Genomic DNA, 18,157 nt, shown 5'->3' on the forward strand with positions numbered 1-18,157 from the left:
AAACGATGCGGCGTCAGTGGATCGCAGCGTTGAGGATGGCCTCGGCGGTGGCGTCCTCGCGGGAGAATTCGGCGGCGATCGTGCCGCCCTTGGCGACGAGGATGCGATCAGAGAGATCGAGAATTTCCGGCAGGTAAGACGAGATCAGCATCACGCCCGCTCCGGCGTCGGCGAAGTCGCGGATGATCTTGCGGATTTCTGCGATCGCGCCAACGTCGACGCCGCGCGTCGGTTCGTCGAAGATCACCAGCCGCGGTTTCTGGGCGAGCGACTTGGCGATGACGACCTTCTGCTGATTGCCGCCCGACAGGTGCAGGACCGACTGGTTGTCGCCGATGCTGCGGATGGAGAGACGTTGCGACCAATGCGTCGCCAGCCCGCGCAATCTCGCCATGGGCAAGAGGAAACGGCCGCGGCCGAACTTCGCGAGCCAGCCCAGTTCGATGTTTTCGCGAATGCTCATCGTATCGAAGAAGCCGTCGAGCTTGCGGTCCTCGCTGACATAGGCGATGCCGTCCGCCACCGCTTGGGCGGGCAGCGCATAGCGCACCTCGCGGCCATCGAGCCAGATGCGTCCGCCGTCGAAATTCCGTTTGGTGTGGCCCATCACGACTTTGGCCATTTCGCTGCGGCCCGAGCCGATCAGTCCGGCGATGCCGGTGATTTCGCCGGGAAAGATGGAGAAGGACATGTTGTTGACCATGCTGCCCATGCGCAGGCTTTCCACCCTCAGCACCGGCAGTGCCGAGCGCGGACGCGCCTCCGCCGGGCCGCGCCCGGAGGTCTCCAGCAATTCTTCGCCGACCATATGGTGAATGAGGCGGGCGCGATCGAAATCGGCGGCGGGGCCCGTCGCCACCAGCCTGCCGTTGCGCAGCACCGAAATGCGATCGGCATAGGTCAGGGCCTCTTCGAGCGCGTGCGAAATGAAGATCATCGCCACGCCGCGCTTCTTCAGGGCGCCCATCAGTTCGAACAGGTGTTCGGTTTCCTCCGGGGTGAGGGCCGCCGTCGGCTCGTCGAGGATGATGACCCGCGCATCGTTGAGCACGGCGCGGGCGATCTCGACCATCTGCCGTTTGGCGGCCGACAGAGAGCCGGCCAGCTGTCCCGGATCGACGTTGAAATTCAGCCGCTGCAGCACTTGCCGGGCCGCGCTGCGCACTTTCCGCACGGAATTGAACATGCGCTCGCGACCGAGAACGATGTTTTGCGCCACGGTCAGCTGCGGAACGAGGCTCGTTTCCTGATAGACCATCGAAATTCCGCGTCGGCTGGCATCCTTGGGCGCTACGAGTATCGCGGGAGCGCCATCGATCTGCAGCGCGCCTTCGGACGGCGTAATGACGCCGGCGATCAGCTTACAAAGCGTGGATTTTCCGGCCCCGTTCTCGCCCGCCAATGCGTGGATTTCGCCGGGACGGAGATCGAAGTCTACGCCGTCCAGCGCGGCGATGCCGCCATAGCGCTTCGTGACTTTGTCGAGGCGGATGATCGGCGGGGCGGCTGTCTCGGTCATGTGACGGATCCCAGATAGAGGATTTCGCCGCTGGCCCGGCTGACGGCGACCAAGTCGCCTTTCCAGGCCAGCGCATTGCTGATGGCGTGGCGACGGCCGTTGGCGCGCGACTGGGCGGAGCCGATCGGCATGAAGTCCTCGTCGAGCAGGATGATCAGCCCGTAGGAGAAGGACGGCGCCCATGGCTTGATCTCGCCGAACAGACGCGTCGCCCCGAGCTCGATCGGGAAATCGGCGCTGAATTCGGGGTTTGCGCGCGGCGAGATCCAATGGCGCGGATCGATCGTCGACTTCATCTCGTCGACGAAACGACGCTCGCTGCGCAGGAATTCGATCAGCGGATCGCGCCTGGACAGGCAGGCGAGCGCGAAGCCGCCGTCCATCTTGCGGATTCGGCCCATATAAGCGGGAAAGCCGGCGCGGCGAACCTGGCCCTTTGCATCGACGACCCGGGCGGCGTCGAGTTCGGTGATGACGAGGTCGCCGGCGCGATCGCGAGTGACGCCCATCGGGCAATGGAGTTCGCCTGCAAGACGACGGACGCCGCCGTCCGGCAGATGCGCCGCCAGAACGCCTTTGCGCGCCGGTTCCCAAGGCGCCATCGACAGCGCCGCGTCGGCCGAGGGATAGCCGCTCTGCAGCGTGACGATCTCGTCTCCGTCGCCGAACAGGCAGTCGATCACCGGTCCGGCATCGGCGTTGACATGGAAATCCCAGGAACTCGCTATACCGGCCGGGTCGAGGACATGCATCCGGCCCGTCGCGAGACCGATCGCCAGCCGTCCGTCAGGGCTTGCCGCCAATGCGGTGACCGTGTCGTCGAAGGCGTGGACAAGACGCGGCGCATCGTTGAAATGGTCGAGCGCGAACACCGATGCGCCCGAGGAGAACACCAGCCGGCCGGCCGCGTCGATCGCGATCGCATCAGGGCGATCCACCGATATCGATCGGGCCTCGTCCAGCCGACTGTTCGGGCCCAAAACGCCTTCCAGCGTCATGACCGGAGGCTTGGCCGTGGCCCGCTTGAAGAACCAGCTCATGCTTTCCCCCAATAGCTGTCTTGACCGGTCCAGCGCGGATCGGCCGATGGGAGCGCCAGTCGGCCGATCTTGTCGTTGGTGACGCCGCCGAGATAGAGGACGCCTTTATGTTCGCGCATCGAGGTGATCATGTAGAGCGGTCCGCTCGCATCGTCCCACAGCGCATCGACGATGGCGCCCTTGCCGTCGACCTTAAGCACGCCGCCGAGATTGAGGTTGCCGAACAGCCAGTTGGTGGGCGGCACCTGTTTGGTCATGCGTCGCCGCAGGGCGGGGTGTTGCATGGCGAGGTCGATCACCGGATTGCGCATGCCGGCCAGCGCCACCCAATACCCGCCGTCCGAAGATCGGTTTATGTTGTCGGGATAGCCGGGCAGGCCATCGAGGAAGACGCGGGGTCCAGCGTCGAGATCGTCGAGATCGAAGGCGAGGATGGAGCACCCCCAGGTGCTGGCGACCAGCAGATGCCGGCCGTCGTGGCTGAGACAGACGCCGTTCGGGAATATGAGGTTGTCGCATACCGTGCGCGTCCGGCGCGTCTTCGGATCGAAGCTCAACAGGCGCCCGTTCGGGCGGCCTTCGAGCAGATCGAGGCCCCAGTTCTCGATATCATAGCGCTTGGTGGCGTCGGTGAAATAGATCACGCCATCCGGGGCGATATCCAGATCGTCGGCCATGCGGATGACGGTGTCGTCGTTGACGCTGAACAGCGAGCGTTCGGTCTGGTCGGTCAGGAGCTCGACGGCGCCGTCCATGGTGACCCGCACCAGGCCCATGCCGGCGACGCAGGCGATGATGGCGCCGGCCCGATCGAAGGCGAGGCCGAGAGGCCGGCCGCCGATCTTGGCGAGCGGCGTCGCCCGCGCGCCGTCGACAGGAGGAAGCCGCATAATATAGCCGTCGCGCGTGCCGCAATAGAGATTGCCGTCGCGATCGACCAGCACGTCTTCGGGTCCGTCGACTTCGCCCGCCGCCAGCAGCGTCGCATCGCGCAGTTTCGGCGCGCCGTCGCCGGGCATCAGCCCCGCCATGCCCTTGATCGGTGAGATCGCCAGCGCCACGGGATCGAGATAGGCGGAGGCGAGCAGCCGATGCCGATTCTTGCGAAAGCGGACATCGATGGCGAGAATGGCGATCAGGATCGCGCCGAGGGAAAACTGGACGAAATCGCCGCGCAGACCCGCATTGATCAGCGCGTTGTTGAGAATATAGACCGTCAGGAAGCCGATCAGCACGGGGATGACCGCGCCGCGACCGGGAACGAAGCCGCCGAGCCCGACGACCAGCGCCGTCAAGGCGAAGAACTCCATGCCCAGCCCGGTGTCGGAGCCGGCGCTGTTCTGCCGCGCTGCGAAAAGAAATCCCGCCAAGCCGACGATGAGGCCGGCCAGAACATAGGCGAGGAAAATGGTGAAGCGCACCTGAATGCCGCCATGGCGCGCCGCCTTGCGATTGCCGCCGACCGCAAGGATGTGCCAGCCGAAGCGCGACTGCCGGAACATCACGAAGGTCGCGACCGCCACCGCCAGCAGAACCCAGAACCCCACCGGCATGGTGAGCAGCTTCTCGAAGCCGATGAAATCCCATGTGTCGTCGAGGCGGCTGCTGCTGGAAATCTCCACCAGCCGCGCCTGCGACGCCAGCGTATAGAGGCCTCGCACGGTGATCATGGTTCCGAGCGTCGTCAGAAGCGCGCCGCAACCGATGATGCCGGCGAGCAAGCCGTTGATCGCGCCGATCAGCGCGCCGCAGACAAGGCTGAGACCCAGCGTGGCGGGAACCGGAAGTCCGAGAATGTGAAAACCATATAACGCGACGAAGGCCGACAGCGCAAAATTCGATCCCACCGACAAATCGATGCCGCCGACCGCGACGACGATCAGCAGCGCCAGTACGATCAATCCGCCGTCGGCCGCATATTGGGCGAGATTGCGCAGATTGGATGCGGCGAAATATCCGTCCGTCGTCACGAGCACGCCGACGAGCACGCAAACAAATGCAATGAAGGGGATGGCGCTTTCGATCCAGCCTTTCGACAGGAGATCGGTCAGGACCCGCCGCGGCGAGATCACGACCTTCGGCGCAGGCTGGCGTTGCAGAGCGGAGAACTCGAAAGATGCGGTCATTGCGGGATCCGTCGGTGTCGGGCCTGCGAAGGGGCCGGCCTGGCGCAGGCCGGCCCCGCACTCGCAAGGGTGATTACATCTTCCAGCAGAGATCGGCGGAATAGGTGTCGCCGGCCTTGATGATCTTCATCGGGGATTCGAGGGAGAGCATCGCGCCGTCCGGTCCCGACGCGCCTTGCAGCAGAAGGTCGATGAGCGTGCCGGCGTCGCGGCCCTGGCCGTCGGCGTCGTAGCTCCAGACGCGGTCGAGCACCTTGTCCTCGACCGCCTTGCAGGCGACGGAATCGCCGCCGCCGGTGGCGTAGACAAGCACCTTGTCCTCCAGACCGGCGTCCTTGACGGCGTTGCCGGCGCCCATCGTGTGGACGTCCCAATGGCCGAAAATGGCGCAGAGGTCGGGATGTTGCTGCAGCACGGTGGCGGTGATCTGGCGGGCCTTTTCAGGCTCCCAGTCTGAGGCCTGGTTGGACACGACCGAGATTTCCGGATGCTGTTCGAACACCTTGAAGGCGGCGTCGTTCATCATCACGCTGTCGGCGGCGGTGAGCTGGCCCGGAATGATCGCGACCTTGCCGGATTTTCCGCTGTCCTTGCCGCATTCCTTGACGATGTCTTCGGCGATCTCACGGCCGATCCGCTCCCAATTGGCGCCGACGAAGGCGGAGGAGGGCTGGTTTGATTGCAGGTTGATCTGCAATACCTTGATGCCTTCGGCCTCGGCCTGCTTGATCTGACGCGACAGCAGTTGCACCGTCGGATTGTGTACGACGAGCAGATCAGGCTTCTCGCTGATCGCCTTGGCCAGCAGTTCGGACATCACGCCGGTGTTGAAAGCCGCATCGCGGACATCGATCGTGTAGCCATAGATCGCCGCATGCTCCCTCATGCGGCGCGCCCAGCCTTCCGTCAGCGAAATACCCATCGAAATCGGCACGAAGATCACCTTCTTGCCGGCGATGCCGGATTGCGCCATGGCCGTTTCGGGGCCGCTCATCAAGCCGCACGCGCCGATCACAGCCGCCGACAGGGCGATGCAAAGCCGTCTTCCCAATTTATTCAACATGGTCTCCTCCTTGGTTGAATGGATTGCCCTCAGAGATCGCCGATCGTATCCGTCTCGGCGTCCCGCGGGTTCAGATAACGATCTGCGACGATCGCGGTGATGAGGACGACGCCTCTCAGCACGTCCTGGGTCTGCGACGAAAAATCCAGCAGGGTCATGCCGTTGCGCAGCACCGCGATCAGCGCCGCGCCGATCAGGATGCTGCCGACGCCGCCGCGGCCGCCGCGAAGCGGAATGCCGCCGAGGACCACGACGAGGATCACCTCGAACAGCAGGCTGCCATTGGTGACGGTGCGGAAATCGACCGTGCCGCTGGCCGACGACACCACGACGCCGGCGATCAGCGCCGTCAGCGCTGCAAAGACATAGATCATCAGCGTGGTGGTGCGCACGGGCAGGCCGGACAGGCGGGCGGCCTGGGGATTGTCCCCATTGCATAGAGCGTGCGGCCGGGAATGGTGAAGCGCAGCAAGAGCCAGGTCGCAATCAGCACCGCCGCCATCAGCGCCACCGGCGCGGAAAGGCCCGGAACGACGTTGCCCGAGAGAAGGATGACGGCCGGATTGCTCTTGGGCAGCAGCAGAAGATATTCGCCGCGCAGAATGGCGAAGCGGAAGAGGCCGGTGATCAGCATGGCCGACGCCAGCGTCGCGAGCATGGCCGGAATTTCGGCATAAGCGGTGAGCCATCCGTTCATCAGGCCGACGAGCGTCATCGCGAGCACCGTGAGCGCAAAGGCCGACGCGCCGCCGAAGCCGGCATTGATGAGGATGCTGAAGGTGGCCGCCCCGGCCACCATCTGCGCCACCAGAGAGAGGTCCAGTCCACGCGAAATGATCACCACCGCCATGCCGCAGCTCAGGATGACGAGCGAGGCCGAATTCGACAGGATGACACGCAGATTGCCGGGCGTGGCGAAACCGTCGATGGTCAGCGAGAACAGAAGCGCCAGAAGGAAGGTCGCCGCAAGCACCACGGCCGCGAGCATGTTGACTTTGCCGCGCACGGGCAGCCGGAACGGAAGCGATGCTTCAGCCATGGATGACCTCGCCGACGAACGCGCCGCGACGAGCAACCTTCTTGGCGGCGTCGAAGCCTCGGCCGGTCGCCCGGCGCTTTTCTTCCAGCTCCATGATATCTCCCTCGCGACCTCCCGCCGCGTCCTCTGGCCAGCATCATGCACATTTTTTACTAACCCACAAGAGAGTGAATATTGACTTGCAAAAAAGTTGCCGCATTGATCGGGTTAAGGGGCCGCCTGTTCGAAGAGGCGGTCGGGAGGAAAGCCATGCGCCTGTTCGCGTCCACGATCCATTCGCGCCGCCTGCCGCAGGGCGCCGCGCTCGTCTTCCTTGCGCGCTATGCGGCGTCCGCCGCCGGGGTGGACCAATGATCCATGGTCGCATGCAGGATTTCCCGCTGACGCTCGACAAGTTTCTGGTCCACGGCGCGACCTGGCACGGCAACGCGGAAGTGGTGACTTCGAGCCAGGAGGGCATGACGGCACGCGTCAGCTATGGTCTGCTTCTCACCCGCGCCCGTAGCCTTTCCGCCGTATTGCTGGACCGCGGGGTCCGCCCCGGTGAGCATGTCGCGACACTGGCGTGGAACAGCGCTGCGCATGTCGAAGCCTGGTACGGCATCATGGGCATCGGCGCCGTCTGCCACACGCTCAATCCACGGCTTGCGCCTGCCGACATCGCGGCGATGCTGCGCCAGTCGCAGGCCCGCATCCTGATCGTCAGCGCCGATCTGCTTCCACTTGCCGAAGCCGTCGCGGAAGCGGCGCCCGCCGTCACCACGCTTTTCACCATCGACGGCGCGCCCGCAGCCGATCGAGCCGTCGACCGATTGTCGCGGGAGGCGATCGAGCCGCTGCTTTCCGACGCCGCCGGCGAGGCCGTCGAGTGGGGACGGTTCGACGAGACGGCGCCGAGCGGCCTCTGCTTCACCTCGGGCACGACAGGCGCGCCGAAGGGCGTCACCTATACGCATCGGTCGAGCTTTCTGCATGCGCTGCGATTGCTGCAGGCGGATCAACTGGCGATGACGGCGCGTGACAGCGTGCTCGCCTGCGTGCCGATGTTTCACGCCAACGCCTGGGGCATACCCTTCGCCGCGCCCGCGGTCGGCGCCCGGCTCGTCCTTCCCGGCAAGAGGATCGACGGCGAAAGCCTCGCGCGACTGATCAATGACGAGGCGGTCACCATCGCGGTCGGCGTCCCGACGGTCTGGCTGGGGCTGGTGGAGCATCTGGAAGCGGTCGGGGGCGACGTTCCGAGCCTCGAGCGGATCCTGGTCGGCGGCGCCTCGCTGCCGCCCGCGCTGATGAGGCGCATCGAGGCGCGGCTCGGGGCGACGGTGCAGACGAGCTGGGGCATGACCGAATTGTCTCCCTCCGGCACGGTGGCCGTGCCGGGCGATCCGGAGCGCGACCCGGCTCTTTCCGGCCGGCCGGCGATCGGCGTCGAACTGTTGCTGACGGATGCGAAAGGCGCGCCGCTCGCCGAGCAGCGCAATGTCGAAGGGCATCTGCGGGTGCGCGGCGCCGCCGTCATCGAGCGCTATTTCGGCCAGACGACATCGGCGACGGACGCCGATGGCTGGTTCGCCACCGGCGATCTCGCCCGCATCGACGATAAGGGACAGCTGATCATCACCGGCCGCGCCAAAGATCTGATCAAATCCGGCGGCGAGTGGATCAACCCGGCCGAGATCGAGGCGATCATCGGCACGCTGCCGCAGGTTTCGCTCGCCGCGGTGATCGGCGCGCCGGATATGAAATGGGGCGAACGGCCGTTGCTGCTGGTGGAAATGCGCCGGGGCGAGGACGTGCCGGACGCCGAGCTGCTGGATTCGCTTCGTGGTCGGGTCGCTTCCTGGTGGATCCCGGACCGGGTCGTCCGCATCGACGAAATGCCGCGCGCGCCGACGGGGAAGATCGACAAGATGCAATTGAGACAGCAATACGCCAACGCCTGAGGGCCGGCGGGGAGAACGTGATGAGAGAAGCAGTGATCGTCAGCACAGCCCGCACCGGGATCGGCAGGGCGTTCCGCGGATCGTTGAACGCGACGAAGTCTCCGAGACTGGCGGGCCACGTGCTGGCGCAAGCCATTGCGCGGTCCGGCGTCGAACCCGGCGAGGTGGAGGATGTCGTCCTGGGCGTCGTCCTGTCGGCCGGCACAGCCGGGATGAATCTCGCTCGCAACGCAGCGCTCGCGGCCGGCTGCCCGGTCTCCGTCGCCGGCCAGAGCATCGATCGCCAATGCGCCTCCGGCCTGATGGCGATCGCCACGGCCGCCAAGCAGATCATCGTCGACGGCATGGATGTGGTGGCGGCCGGTGGACAGGAAAACATATCCGCGGTGCAGAACCCCTATTTCGCCTGGGTCCAGAAAGAGGCGGACCCGGCCGTAATCGCAGCGGCTCCGCATGCCTATATGCCGATGCTCCAGACCGCCGAATATGTGGCGCGCGCCTATTCGATCGGCCGCGAGGCGCAGGACGCCTATGCGTTGCAGTCCCAGCAGCGTACGGCCGCCGCGCAGGCCGCGGGTCGGTTCGACGCCGAAATCGTCCCTTTCGCCGCCACCATGACGGTCACCGACAAGTCGACGGGCGAGACCCGCGAAGAGGCGGTGACGCTCGCGCGCGACGAAGGCAATCGCCCGGAAACGACGGCGGAGGGGCTCGCGGCCCTTCGTCCGGTGATCGAAGGAGGCGTGATCACCGCCGGCAACGCCAGCCAGCTTTCCGACGGGGCCTCGGCCATGGTGCTGATGGACGCGCGCCTGGCGGAAAAACGCGGGCTTTCGCCGCTCGGCATTTATCGCGGCATGGCGGTCGCCGGCTGCGCGCCCGAGGAGATGGGCGTCGGGCCCGTTCACGCCGTGCCGAAGCTGCTGGAGCGGCACGGGCTCCGCGTTGGGGACATCGGTCTCTGGGAACTCAACGAAGCCTTCGCCGTCCAGGCCCTCTATTGCCGCGACAAACTCGGAATCGACCCCGAACTCTACAACGTCAACGGCGGCGGCATCTCCATCGGTCACCCCTATGGCATGACCGGCGCCAGGCTCGTCGGTCACGCGCTGATCGAGGGCAGGCGGCGAGGCGTACGCCATGTCGTGGTCACCATGTGCGTCGGCGGCGGCATGGGAGCGGCGGGACTGTTCGAAGTCTGTGGGTAGAAGGCCGCGCTCGTCGGCGCGGTGGATGCAATTGACGACGCGCGCCGGGCCGAGGCAATAACAAATCGAGACCTTCGGAGGCGATCCGGAGAGCGAGCAAAGAGGTCCGAGTGTGCCTGTCGAACGCAAGAAAACCCCGAAAAGATCCGTGAAAGCGGAGCGGCGCGCCGAAATGATCGAACAGATCCTGGACGCCGCCGAGGCTCTCTTTTCGCGGCACGGTCTCTATGGAGTCACCCTGAAGGATGTCGCCCAGAGCATCGGCGTCCATCACACGCTGATCAATTACTACTTCGACGACAAGAAGCAGTTGTTCGACGCCGTCTTCTCCCGCCGCGCCTCGGTGACCAGCGAACGGCGCATGAGAATGCTCGATGAATACGACGCCGCAACCAAAGGCAGTCCGACCGTCGAAGGCGCGTTGCGCGCCTTTCTCGATACGGATCTCGATCTCTATATCGAAGGCGGCGAGAACTGGAAAAACTATGCCGCGCTCGGCGCGCAGGTGGCCAATACTCCGGAATGGGGCGCCGAGATGATGGACAAGCATTTCGATCCCGTCGTGCTGCGCCTGATCGATATCCTCAAGAAGGCGCTGCCCGACAGCGCCGAGGAGGATATTTTCTGGGGTTATCATTTCGTCACCGGCGCCCTGATGCTGACATTGGCGCGCACGGGGCGCATCGACAAACTGTCCGGCGGCCTCTGCCGTTCGGAGGATCTGTTGGCGGTCAAGGCGCGGATGGCGACCTTCATGGCCGCCGGCTTCAACGCCATCTGCAAGCCTCGCTCCGAGGGCTCCGCCTCGACCAACTGACCGGCGCATCGACGCCGATCCCCTTTGCTCGAATTTATTCATTATCGAGTGAGTTAATAAAACAACCAGGAGACTGTCTCATGAAGTTGAAGGGCCGCACCGCCATTGTCACCGGGGCCGGCGGAGGGCTCGGCCGTTGCCACGCGCTGCAGTTGGCCTCGCTGGGTGCCGCCGTCGTCGTCAACGATCTCGACATCGGCCAGGCGCAAGCCGTCGCCGACGAAATCAGCGCGCAAGGCGGCGATGCAATCGCTTTCGCCGCGTCGGTCACCGACGAGCAGAAGATTGCCGAGATGGTGGAGACCGCCATGGCGCGCTTCGGACGCGTCGACATCCTCGTCAACAATGCCGGGATCCTGCGCGACAAAAGTTTCGCCAAAATGGCGATCTCCGACTTCCGTCTCGTTCTTGAGGTGCATCTGATGGGGTCGGTTATCTGCAGCAAGGCGGTGTGGCACATCATGCGAGAGCAGCGCTTCGGCCGCATCGTCATGACCACTTCGTCCTCGGGGCTCTACGGCAATTTCGGGCAATCGAATTACAGCGCAGCAAAAATGGGGTTGGTCGGGCTGATGCAGACGCTGGCGCTCGAGGGCGATAACTACAATATCCGCGTCAATGCGATCGCTCCGACCGCCGCGACGTCGATGACGGAAGGACTGCTGTCTCCGGACGCCTTGGACGTTCTAAAGCCGGAAAGGGTCAGTGAGGGACTTTTGGCTTTGGTCGGCGACGACGCGCCGACCCGGACGATCCTTTGCGCCGGCGCCGGCCATTTCGCCGCCGCCCATATCACGTTGACGACCGGCCTCGGCATCGAGACCGGCCCACAGACCCCGGATGTGGTCGTGGCCTCGCTGGACAGGATCACCGATCGCAAGGAAGAGATCGTCCCCCGCTACGGTTTCACACAGGCCGAGCGCGAATTGGCGAGCGTCGGCGCCGCCGCGCCGATCCTCGCCAACACAAGGCCCTGACGTCAGGACCATTCGAGGCAAGCCGGTCGGCTCTGCATCTGTCTGCCGAACGGATTGGACACCGTTCAGTCCTGCCGACGAGAGCGAACCGTTATTTGGGGTTTGGCCTCTTGTCCTGAGCGTCTTTCGGCGCCTGCTTCTGATGGCGGGCGAGCTCGCGATCGATGACGGCGGGATCGCCTTCGGCGGCGTCTTCGTTGGCGGCGGGTCTAGGGTCTTCGGGCATGTGAGATCTCCATTGAAAAGAGCGGGATGACCCAACATCCCGCTCCTCGATGCGTTCCCTGCCTTTCGGACTATTTCGTCGGCAGGCTGTAGGCGATGACGTAGTCGCCCGTCTTGGTGCCGACCGAGCCGTGGCCGCCGGCGACGATTAGCACGACCTGCTTGCCGGCGGAGTCGGTATAGGTCATCGGCGTCGCCTGGCCGCCGGCGGGAAGGCGGCCCTTCCAGAGTTCACGGCCGGTCTTCAGGTCATAGGCGCGGATATAGTCATCGACCGCAGCGCCAAGGAAGGCCACGCCGCCGCCGGTGATGATCGGGCCGCCGATGCCGGGCACGCCGAGCTTGAAGGGCAGGGGAAGCGGCGTCATGTCATAGACCGTGCCGTTGACATGCTTGTAGGCGATCTCGCCGGTGCGCAGATCTGCGGCGGCGACATAGCCCCAGGGCGGCGCCTGGCAGGGAATGCCGAGCGGGCCCAGGAACGGTCCCATATACACGCCATAGGGCGCGCCTTCGTTGCGGTTGAGGCCCTGCTCCGAGCCCTTCTCGTCGGCGCCCCTGGGCGGCACCTCGGCGCGCGGCACGAGCTTGGAGGTGAAGGCGAGATAGGTCGGCATGCCGAACATCACCTGCGTGACCGGATCGACCGCGACGGACCCCCAGTTGAACACGCCGAAATTGCCGGGATAGACGAGCGTGCCATTCAACGACGGCGGCGTATACTGGCCCTCGTAGTTGAGCTTGTGGAACGAAATGCGGCAGGCCATCTGGTCGAACATCGACACGCCCCACATATTCCGCTCCTGCAACGGCGGCGGACGGAAGGTGAGGCCGGTCAGCGGCTGGGTCGGCGCTGCCCGATCTTCATGGATCGCGCCGCCGGGCGCGGGAACTTCCTTGATCGGGATCAAGGGGTCGCCGGTTCGGCGGTCCAGCACATAAATGTCGCCCTGCTTGGTCGGGCCGACAAGGGCTGGGACGGTCGTTCCGTCCGGCCTGGTGATGTCGAGAAGCGCCGGTTGAGCAGGCACGTCCATGTCCCAGAGATCGTGGTGCACGGTCTGGCGCACCCAGCGCACCGCGCCCGTATTGACGTCGAGCGCGACGATCGAGGACGAGAATTTCTCCACCGCCGGGCTGCGGTTTATGCCCAACTGGTCGGGTACCTGGTTGCCGAGCGGAATGTACACGAGGCCGAGCGCTTCGTCGGTCGAAAACACCGACCAGCTGTTGGGCGAATTGGGCGTATAGGTTTGGCCGGGGGTGATCGGGGCGGTCTGGTCGGGATTGCCGCTGTCCCAATTCCAGATCAGCGCGCCGGTGCGGACATCGAAGGCCCTGATGACGCCGGACGGCGACTTGACCGAATAATTGTCGTTGACCGCGCCGCCGATGATGATCTTCTCGGCGGTGATCACGGGCGGCGATGTGGAGTAGTAATAGCCGCTCGGATTATAGGGCATGCCCTGCTGAAGCTGCAACTGGCCTTGATTGGCGAACGTCGTGCACACCTGGCCCGTCTTGGCGTCGAGCGCGATCAGGCGCGCGTCCGACACGGGCAAATAGACCCGCTCCTTGCAGGGAGCGTCGATGGCGGCCTCGGCGTCGTTGAAATAGGTCACGCCCCGGCAGGTCTGGTGCTGGCGGGCCGAGTCGAGCTTCACGCCGGGATCGAAGCGCCAGACTTCCTTGCCGGTGGTGGCGTCCAGCGCGATGGCCCAGTTGTGCGGCGTGCAGAGATAGAGCGTGTTGCCGATCTTGAGCGGCGTCACCTGATAGGTGGTTTCGCCGACATCGTCGGGACCTTTTTCGTCGCCCGTCTCGAAACGCCATTTCTCCTGAAGGGAACCCACATTCGCCGGGGTGATTTCGGCGAGCGGCGAATAACGCTGGCCGAGTTGCGTGCGGCCGTAGCGAGGCCATTCGCCGGGCGCGATATTGTCGGGCGTCGACGCCTGTACCTGCGGGGGCGGATCGGGTAGAACGCCGGGCTGATCATGCGGGGTTTGAAACATCGCATAGACGGCGACGACGATGGAGACGAGGAGCGGCGCGCCGAGGGTAAGGGACGAGGCCCTGCGGCCCTCCGCCCGCTCCAGGGCGGCGCCCAGGCGCTTGCGCACGAAGGGGCTCACGAGCCAGAGGCCGAACACGATGATGAAACCGCCGCGCGGTCCGAGCTGCCACCAATCGAAGCCGACTTCCCACACCGCCCAGGCGAGCGAGCCGAGCGTGAACAGGCCGTAGACAGCCAAGGCTTCCTTGCGCCGCAAGACGAGCAACGCCGCCACGATCACGAAGACCGCGCCGGCGATGGCGTAATAGGGGCTTCCGCCCAGGGTCAGAAGATTGATGCCGCCCACCAGCAGCACAACGCCCGAAGCGGCGCTCACGAGCGCCGTCAAAGCAAGTATCAACATACGTCAGTCCCCTATCTGTATAACGCAGATCTCCGGCCGCGAGGTCTTCAGCCCTCAGGCGGAGAGGTCTCCATCGACTTCCAGTGAAATCTGGTGACGGGCTCGATTGAGGCGACTCTTCACCGTTCCAACGGCGCAATCGCAAACCTGCGCCGCCGTCTCATAGCTCTCGCCCATCACCGCCACGAGCAACAGCACCTCGCGATAATGTGTCGGCAGGCGGGAAAGCGCGCGCTCCAGTTCACGCCCGCGAACCGTCCACTCCTGGGTGGCGGAAATAGCGCTATCGTCCGAGACACAGGCGTCCGATCCCGGCGCCTCGCGCTTGGCGACGACGATCCGGGTGTAAAACGTGTTTCGCATGATGGTGAACAGCCAGGACTTCAACCGTGTCCCCGGCTCGAATTTTTCGATATTGGCGATCGCCTTGAGAAGGGTTTCCTGGACGAGGTCGTCGGCGTCCGAAGCGTTGCGGCAGAAGGAGCGGGCAAAAGCCCTCAATGCCGGTATGAGGTCGACGATCTCGGCGCGTATCGTTTCCCCCTGTGATTGCGACGCAGTCATATGGGCGTTCCCTCTCGAATCAACACGCATGACGGGTTAACGCCGCCGCCGTCGGTCCGGTTCCGGAAGGGCGCCGATAAAGGTCGGGGTCATGCCGCCCGGGATGCGGTCGCCGGCGTCTCGTTCGGAAGAAAGGCCGCCAGCAGCGCTTCCTTGCGCGTCAGGCCACGCGGCGTGTCCGGCGGATCGGCCAGAAGCGACGCCAAAGCGTCACGTCCCGCCACGCCGTCGGGGAGAGCCAGATCGAGCACTTTGGGATGAATATAGCTTTTTCTGCAGATGGCGGGCGTGTTGTGCAGTTCCTCGGCCGCCGCCGCGCAGAGCAACTTGACCGTCGGCGCCTCTTCGTTCGCGATGGCCGCCATTGCGACGCTGAAGGCGGCGACGCTGCCGCCCCAGGTGCGGAAGGTCTTGGCGGACACGGTCAAGCCGGTGGCGTCGCAGAGATAGGCGTTGAGTTTGCCGGAGTCGATCGCGTGATCGCTCCCCGCCGCATCCCGCCAGGCGAACAGACGCCGGCCAGGCAGGTCGGCGATGGCTTCGAGGCTTTTCTGCAGCCGCGGATGTTTGAGGGTGCGCTGAACGCGTTTGCCGCCTTTGGCGCGGAATTTCAGTTCGATGCGATCCTCGAGGATCCGCACATGCCGCTTGAGCAGCGTGGTTGCGCCGAAGGTGTTGTTCTCGCGTGCATAGGCGAGATTGCCGACGCGGATATGGGCGAGGTCGAGCAGCATCGCGACGGCGGCGAGGATGCCGGTCTCATTCTCCGCGCCGGTCGCCAGATCGCGGGCGACCCTTCGGCGAAAACGCGGCAGAGACGCGCCGAAAGCGGCCAACTGGTCGAACTTGTGGCCCGAGCGCTGGCTCTGCCACTCCGGATGATAGCGATACTGCTTGCGTCCCCGGGCGTCGAAACCGGTTGCCTGAAGATGACCATGCTCCGACAGGCAAATCCAGACGTCGCGATAGGCCGGAGGTATGCCGAGCTTGCGGATGCGGGCCAGCGTTTCGGGATCTTTCACGATGCTTCCGCAAGGCAGACGGAAGCAGAAACCCTTGCCGCGTCGCTGCCGCAGAATACCCGGTTCGACGTCGCTGACATAAATGAGATTCGAGACGGTAAGCGGCAACTCGACCATGATCACCCTCCTGAGAGCGCTGATCAACGCGCGTCTCCTCCGGAGTGTTCCCGACGCCCATCGGCGCCGAAGAATGATTTATTTGGAACCATCTCGGCCCCGGGCGGTTCTGAAAGCGAGGTCGCGGGCCGTGCCAAACGGACGCGACGGCGCTGAAGAACATGAGGGTTTTTCCGTTTTCACCTCATGGCCAACGAAATGGCAGACGAGCTTCTTACCCGTCCGGTCCCGCCTCAACCGTCCACAGTCTACCACAAACACGGAGACGAAGCATGGCCCGCAAGGAGAATGCCGAAGCCGCCGCCGCGCCCATCCCCGATGATCAGCCGACGACCGCGCGCGACGCCGAAATCTCGGAAGCCGCCGTGGATGTCGCGCTTCAGGAAGCGGACGGTTTGGTTCTGCCCGACATCAGCGAACTCGAAAGCGAAGGCGCGACGCAAGCCTTCGCCGTTCCTTTGACGCCGCCCTTCATGCAGGACGACGACGCGGACGAGATGAACGGCGAAAACGAACAGCGCGGCTGACGCTCCGTGCCGACACCGCTCCTGCGACGTCAGTTGATCAGGCGGTGTTCACCGATCCCCGTAGTTTCCAGCAATGTCACCAGCCATTTCTCGACGGGCACATCGGCGGGACAATTGTCGATCTCCTCGATCGCTCGCTCGAGCGCACGCTCGACGAGCGTTTCGGCGGATTCCTCGGTCGGTGTGATCTGCCTCGCCCGCTGGCGAAGCAGCGGCAGAAGCGCCAGAAAGTCGCGTTCGGCGCCGGATGTGTCCTGTCCCGTATTCTTGGCTTCCGCTTCGGCCTTCTCCAGTGCGCGCCGGATGACGGGCCAAGGGGCCGGCTTGGCCACGCGGGCGGCGTCGCGATAGGCTTCAGGCACGATCGCGCTTTCGTATCCCGTATAGAAAATATAGGGAATATTCCGCTTCACCAGTTCGGCGGCGAGATCGAAGGCGATGTGGCCATTCAGGTTGAGGTCGAGGATTGCGGCAGTAATGTCCCGATCCGCTCTGAGGGCGACGAGAGCCTCTTCAACGCTCGTATAGGGACCCGACACTGCATAACCGTCCGCAAGCGGCTCAGACGCCAGTTGCTCGCCGATAATATAGTCGTCTTCCAGCACCAGAAGTTTCCTGCCGGGAGTGGACGTCCTGGCCGACTTGGCGCTACGGCCAGAAATGGGGAGCGGATGAGCGGAGTCCGCAGTTTCGCGGACGTCGTTCGCTCCAAGGTTTTCGCCTGATGTCCGTGCTCCGGCCAATCTCGTTTCTCCTGCGAAGCATGCGCCGTTCTCAATCAGACCATGGCATATTATGGGTGTTCGTCCGGCGCAAAGCTAGTGCGATTTATGCAATGGTTCGAATTTGTGCGGGGAACGTTTATCCCCACGGTTTGGTTTCCCCCAGGCAACAGGGAGAAACGACATGTCATCTCTTGCCATTTTGAAAAGGTTCGCCGCGCCGGCGGCGGCCAGCGTCGCGCTGTTGACGGCGGGGGCCGCCGCACTGGCGCAGGATGCGAAGCCGGCCGCCCAAAGAGAAAACTGTCAGGTCCGACCGGATGGGCAGGCGGCTCCCGCACAGCCCCTGACCGAACGTTTGCAGGACTGCAACAGCGTGCTTCAACCCAAGGGGCTGGGAGATCCGGACATCGTGACGGTTCCGCCCAAGGTGAATGATCCCATGGCGATCAAGCCGCAGCCGCCCGTCGCGCCGGCCGATCCAGCCGCCGGCGGTTCAGGCGCCACTCCCGGCTCTCCGTGAGAACTTCGACGCGCGTTTCTTCACAATGGAGGATGACGAAATGAATGCGGATGAACTGGAAAGACGATTGAACGCCCACCGTGAGGTGCTGACCACGATCGTGGCGGCGCTGGCCGGCAAGGGCGAGGTCGATATTCTGGACGACCTGAGGCCAGACACCCTGTTCATGAACGGGCAGGAAGACCCCGGCGTGCTGCCGAGCAGCGCCTTCGCGCTCGAACAGGCGCATGCGGACGAGATCAAACGGATCGTCGACGCGGCGCGGCAGCGCATCGAGAGGCGTTGACGTCCGAGCCGCCGGGAGG

General features: G+C 64.5%; 16 protein-coding genes and 1 pseudogene. 7 read left to right on the forward strand and 10 right to left on the reverse strand.

The window, feature by feature from the left end; all coding sequences use genetic code 11:
- Positions 1-13 precede the first annotated feature (13 nt).
- From H2O14_RS17615 to H2O14_RS17640, 5 genes and pseudogenes are all read right to left on the reverse strand, one after another.
- On the reverse strand, positions 14-1,519 hold the full coding sequence (locus H2O14_RS17615) for a sugar ABC transporter ATP-binding protein (RefSeq protein ID WP_182828667.1): 1,506 nt from the start codon (positions 1,517-1,519) through the stop codon (positions 14-16).
- Complete coding sequence (locus tag H2O14_RS17620) at positions 1,516-2,559, reverse strand: hypothetical protein (RefSeq protein ID WP_182828668.1); 1,044 nt, start codon at positions 2,557-2,559, stop codon at positions 1,516-1,518. The genes H2O14_RS17615 and H2O14_RS17620 overlap by 4 nt, the downstream gene beginning before the upstream one ends.
- Complete coding sequence (locus tag H2O14_RS17625) at positions 2,556-4,685, reverse strand: ABC transporter permease subunit (RefSeq protein ID WP_182828669.1); 2,130 nt, start codon at positions 4,683-4,685, stop codon at positions 2,556-2,558. Before H2O14_RS17625 ends, H2O14_RS17620 begins: the two co-directional genes overlap by 4 nt.
- Before the next feature lie 73 nt (positions 4,686-4,758).
- The gene (locus tag H2O14_RS17630) at positions 4,759-5,748 is read right to left on the reverse strand and encodes a sugar ABC transporter substrate-binding protein (RefSeq protein ID WP_182828670.1); all 990 of its coding nucleotides are present in this window, start codon (positions 5,746-5,748) and stop codon (positions 4,759-4,761) included.
- 29 nt (positions 5,749-5,777) lie between these two features.
- Positions 5,778-6,787: pseudogene (locus H2O14_RS17640) on the reverse strand (ABC transporter permease).
- A gap of 350 nt (positions 6,788-7,137) precedes the next feature.
- Here H2O14_RS17640 and H2O14_RS17645 point away from each other — a divergent pair.
- The 4 genes from H2O14_RS17645 (at position 7,138) to H2O14_RS17660 (ending at position 11,732) form a co-directional block, all read left to right on the forward strand.
- Complete coding sequence (locus H2O14_RS17645; RefSeq protein WP_182828673.1) at positions 7,138-8,730, forward strand: AMP-binding protein; 1,593 nt, start codon at positions 7,138-7,140, stop codon at positions 8,728-8,730.
- 20 nt (positions 8,731-8,750) lie between these two features.
- Positions 8,751-9,938, forward strand: a complete 1,188-nt coding sequence (locus tag H2O14_RS17650) for an acetyl-CoA C-acyltransferase (protein ID WP_182828674.1) — start codon at positions 8,751-8,753, stop codon at positions 9,936-9,938.
- A gap of 172 nt (positions 9,939-10,110) precedes the next feature.
- A complete protein-coding gene (locus tag H2O14_RS17655) occupies positions 10,111-10,755 on the forward strand; it encodes a TetR/AcrR family transcriptional regulator (protein WP_182828675.1) in 645 nt (214 codons plus the stop codon).
- Positions 10,756-10,835: 80 nt separating this feature from the next.
- Positions 10,836-11,732 carry an SDR family NAD(P)-dependent oxidoreductase gene (locus tag H2O14_RS17660; RefSeq protein ID WP_182828676.1) on the forward strand — a complete coding sequence of 299 codons (897 nt, stop codon included), beginning with the start codon at positions 10,836-10,838 and terminating at the stop codon, positions 11,730-11,732.
- Between the two features lie 91 nt (positions 11,733-11,823).
- Here the strand turns inward: H2O14_RS17660 and H2O14_RS28515 are convergent, their stop codons facing one another.
- The 4 genes from H2O14_RS28515 to H2O14_RS17675 all read right to left on the reverse strand — a co-directional run bounded on the left by H2O14_RS28515 (position 11,824) and on the right by H2O14_RS17675 (position 16,080).
- Positions 11,824-11,958, reverse strand: coding sequence for a hypothetical protein (locus H2O14_RS28515; RefSeq protein WP_281409995.1), 135 nt, complete (start codon positions 11,956-11,958; stop codon positions 11,824-11,826).
- 70 nt (positions 11,959-12,028) lie between these two features.
- Positions 12,029-14,374: a glucose/quinate/shikimate family membrane-bound PQQ-dependent dehydrogenase gene (locus H2O14_RS17665; protein WP_409526958.1), complete on the reverse strand. Its 2,346-nt coding sequence runs from the start codon at positions 14,372-14,374 to the stop codon at positions 12,029-12,031.
- A 57-nt stretch (positions 14,375-14,431) separates the two neighbouring features.
- The gene (locus H2O14_RS17670; protein ID WP_182828678.1) at positions 14,432-14,941 is read right to left on the reverse strand and encodes a sigma-70 family RNA polymerase sigma factor; all 510 of its coding nucleotides are present in this window, start codon (positions 14,939-14,941) and stop codon (positions 14,432-14,434) included.
- 89 nt (positions 14,942-15,030) lie between these two features.
- Complete coding sequence (locus H2O14_RS17675) at positions 15,031-16,080, reverse strand: DNA topoisomerase IB (RefSeq protein ID WP_182828679.1); 1,050 nt, start codon at positions 16,078-16,080, stop codon at positions 15,031-15,033.
- Positions 16,081-16,352: 272 nt separating this feature from the next.
- On the opposite strand from H2O14_RS17675, the gene H2O14_RS17680 reads away from it, so the two are divergent.
- Positions 16,353-16,607 carry a hypothetical protein gene (locus H2O14_RS17680; RefSeq protein WP_182828680.1) on the forward strand — a complete coding sequence of 85 codons (255 nt, stop codon included), beginning with the start codon at positions 16,353-16,355 and terminating at the stop codon, positions 16,605-16,607.
- A 29-nt stretch (positions 16,608-16,636) separates the two neighbouring features.
- On the opposite strand, the gene H2O14_RS17685 is transcribed toward H2O14_RS17680, so the two are convergent.
- Positions 16,637-17,212, reverse strand: a complete 576-nt coding sequence (locus H2O14_RS17685) for a hypothetical protein (protein ID WP_182828681.1) — start codon at positions 17,210-17,212, stop codon at positions 16,637-16,639.
- Between the two features lie 301 nt (positions 17,213-17,513).
- Between H2O14_RS17685 and H2O14_RS17690 the strand changes: the two genes are divergently transcribed.
- Positions 17,514-17,852 carry a hypothetical protein gene (locus tag H2O14_RS17690; RefSeq protein WP_182828682.1) on the forward strand — a complete coding sequence of 113 codons (339 nt, stop codon included), beginning with the start codon at positions 17,514-17,516 and terminating at the stop codon, positions 17,850-17,852.
- A gap of 40 nt (positions 17,853-17,892) precedes the next feature.
- Positions 17,893-18,138: a hypothetical protein gene (locus tag H2O14_RS17695; RefSeq protein ID WP_182828683.1), complete on the forward strand. Its 246-nt coding sequence runs from the start codon at positions 17,893-17,895 to the stop codon at positions 18,136-18,138.
- The last annotated feature ends 19 nt before the right edge of the window (positions 18,139-18,157 follow it).

The sequence above is a fragment of the Rhizobium sp. G21 genome (assembly GCF_014158035.1).
In the GTDB taxonomy this organism is placed as follows: domain Bacteria; phylum Pseudomonadota; class Alphaproteobacteria; order Rhizobiales; family Rhizobiaceae; genus Rhizobium_E.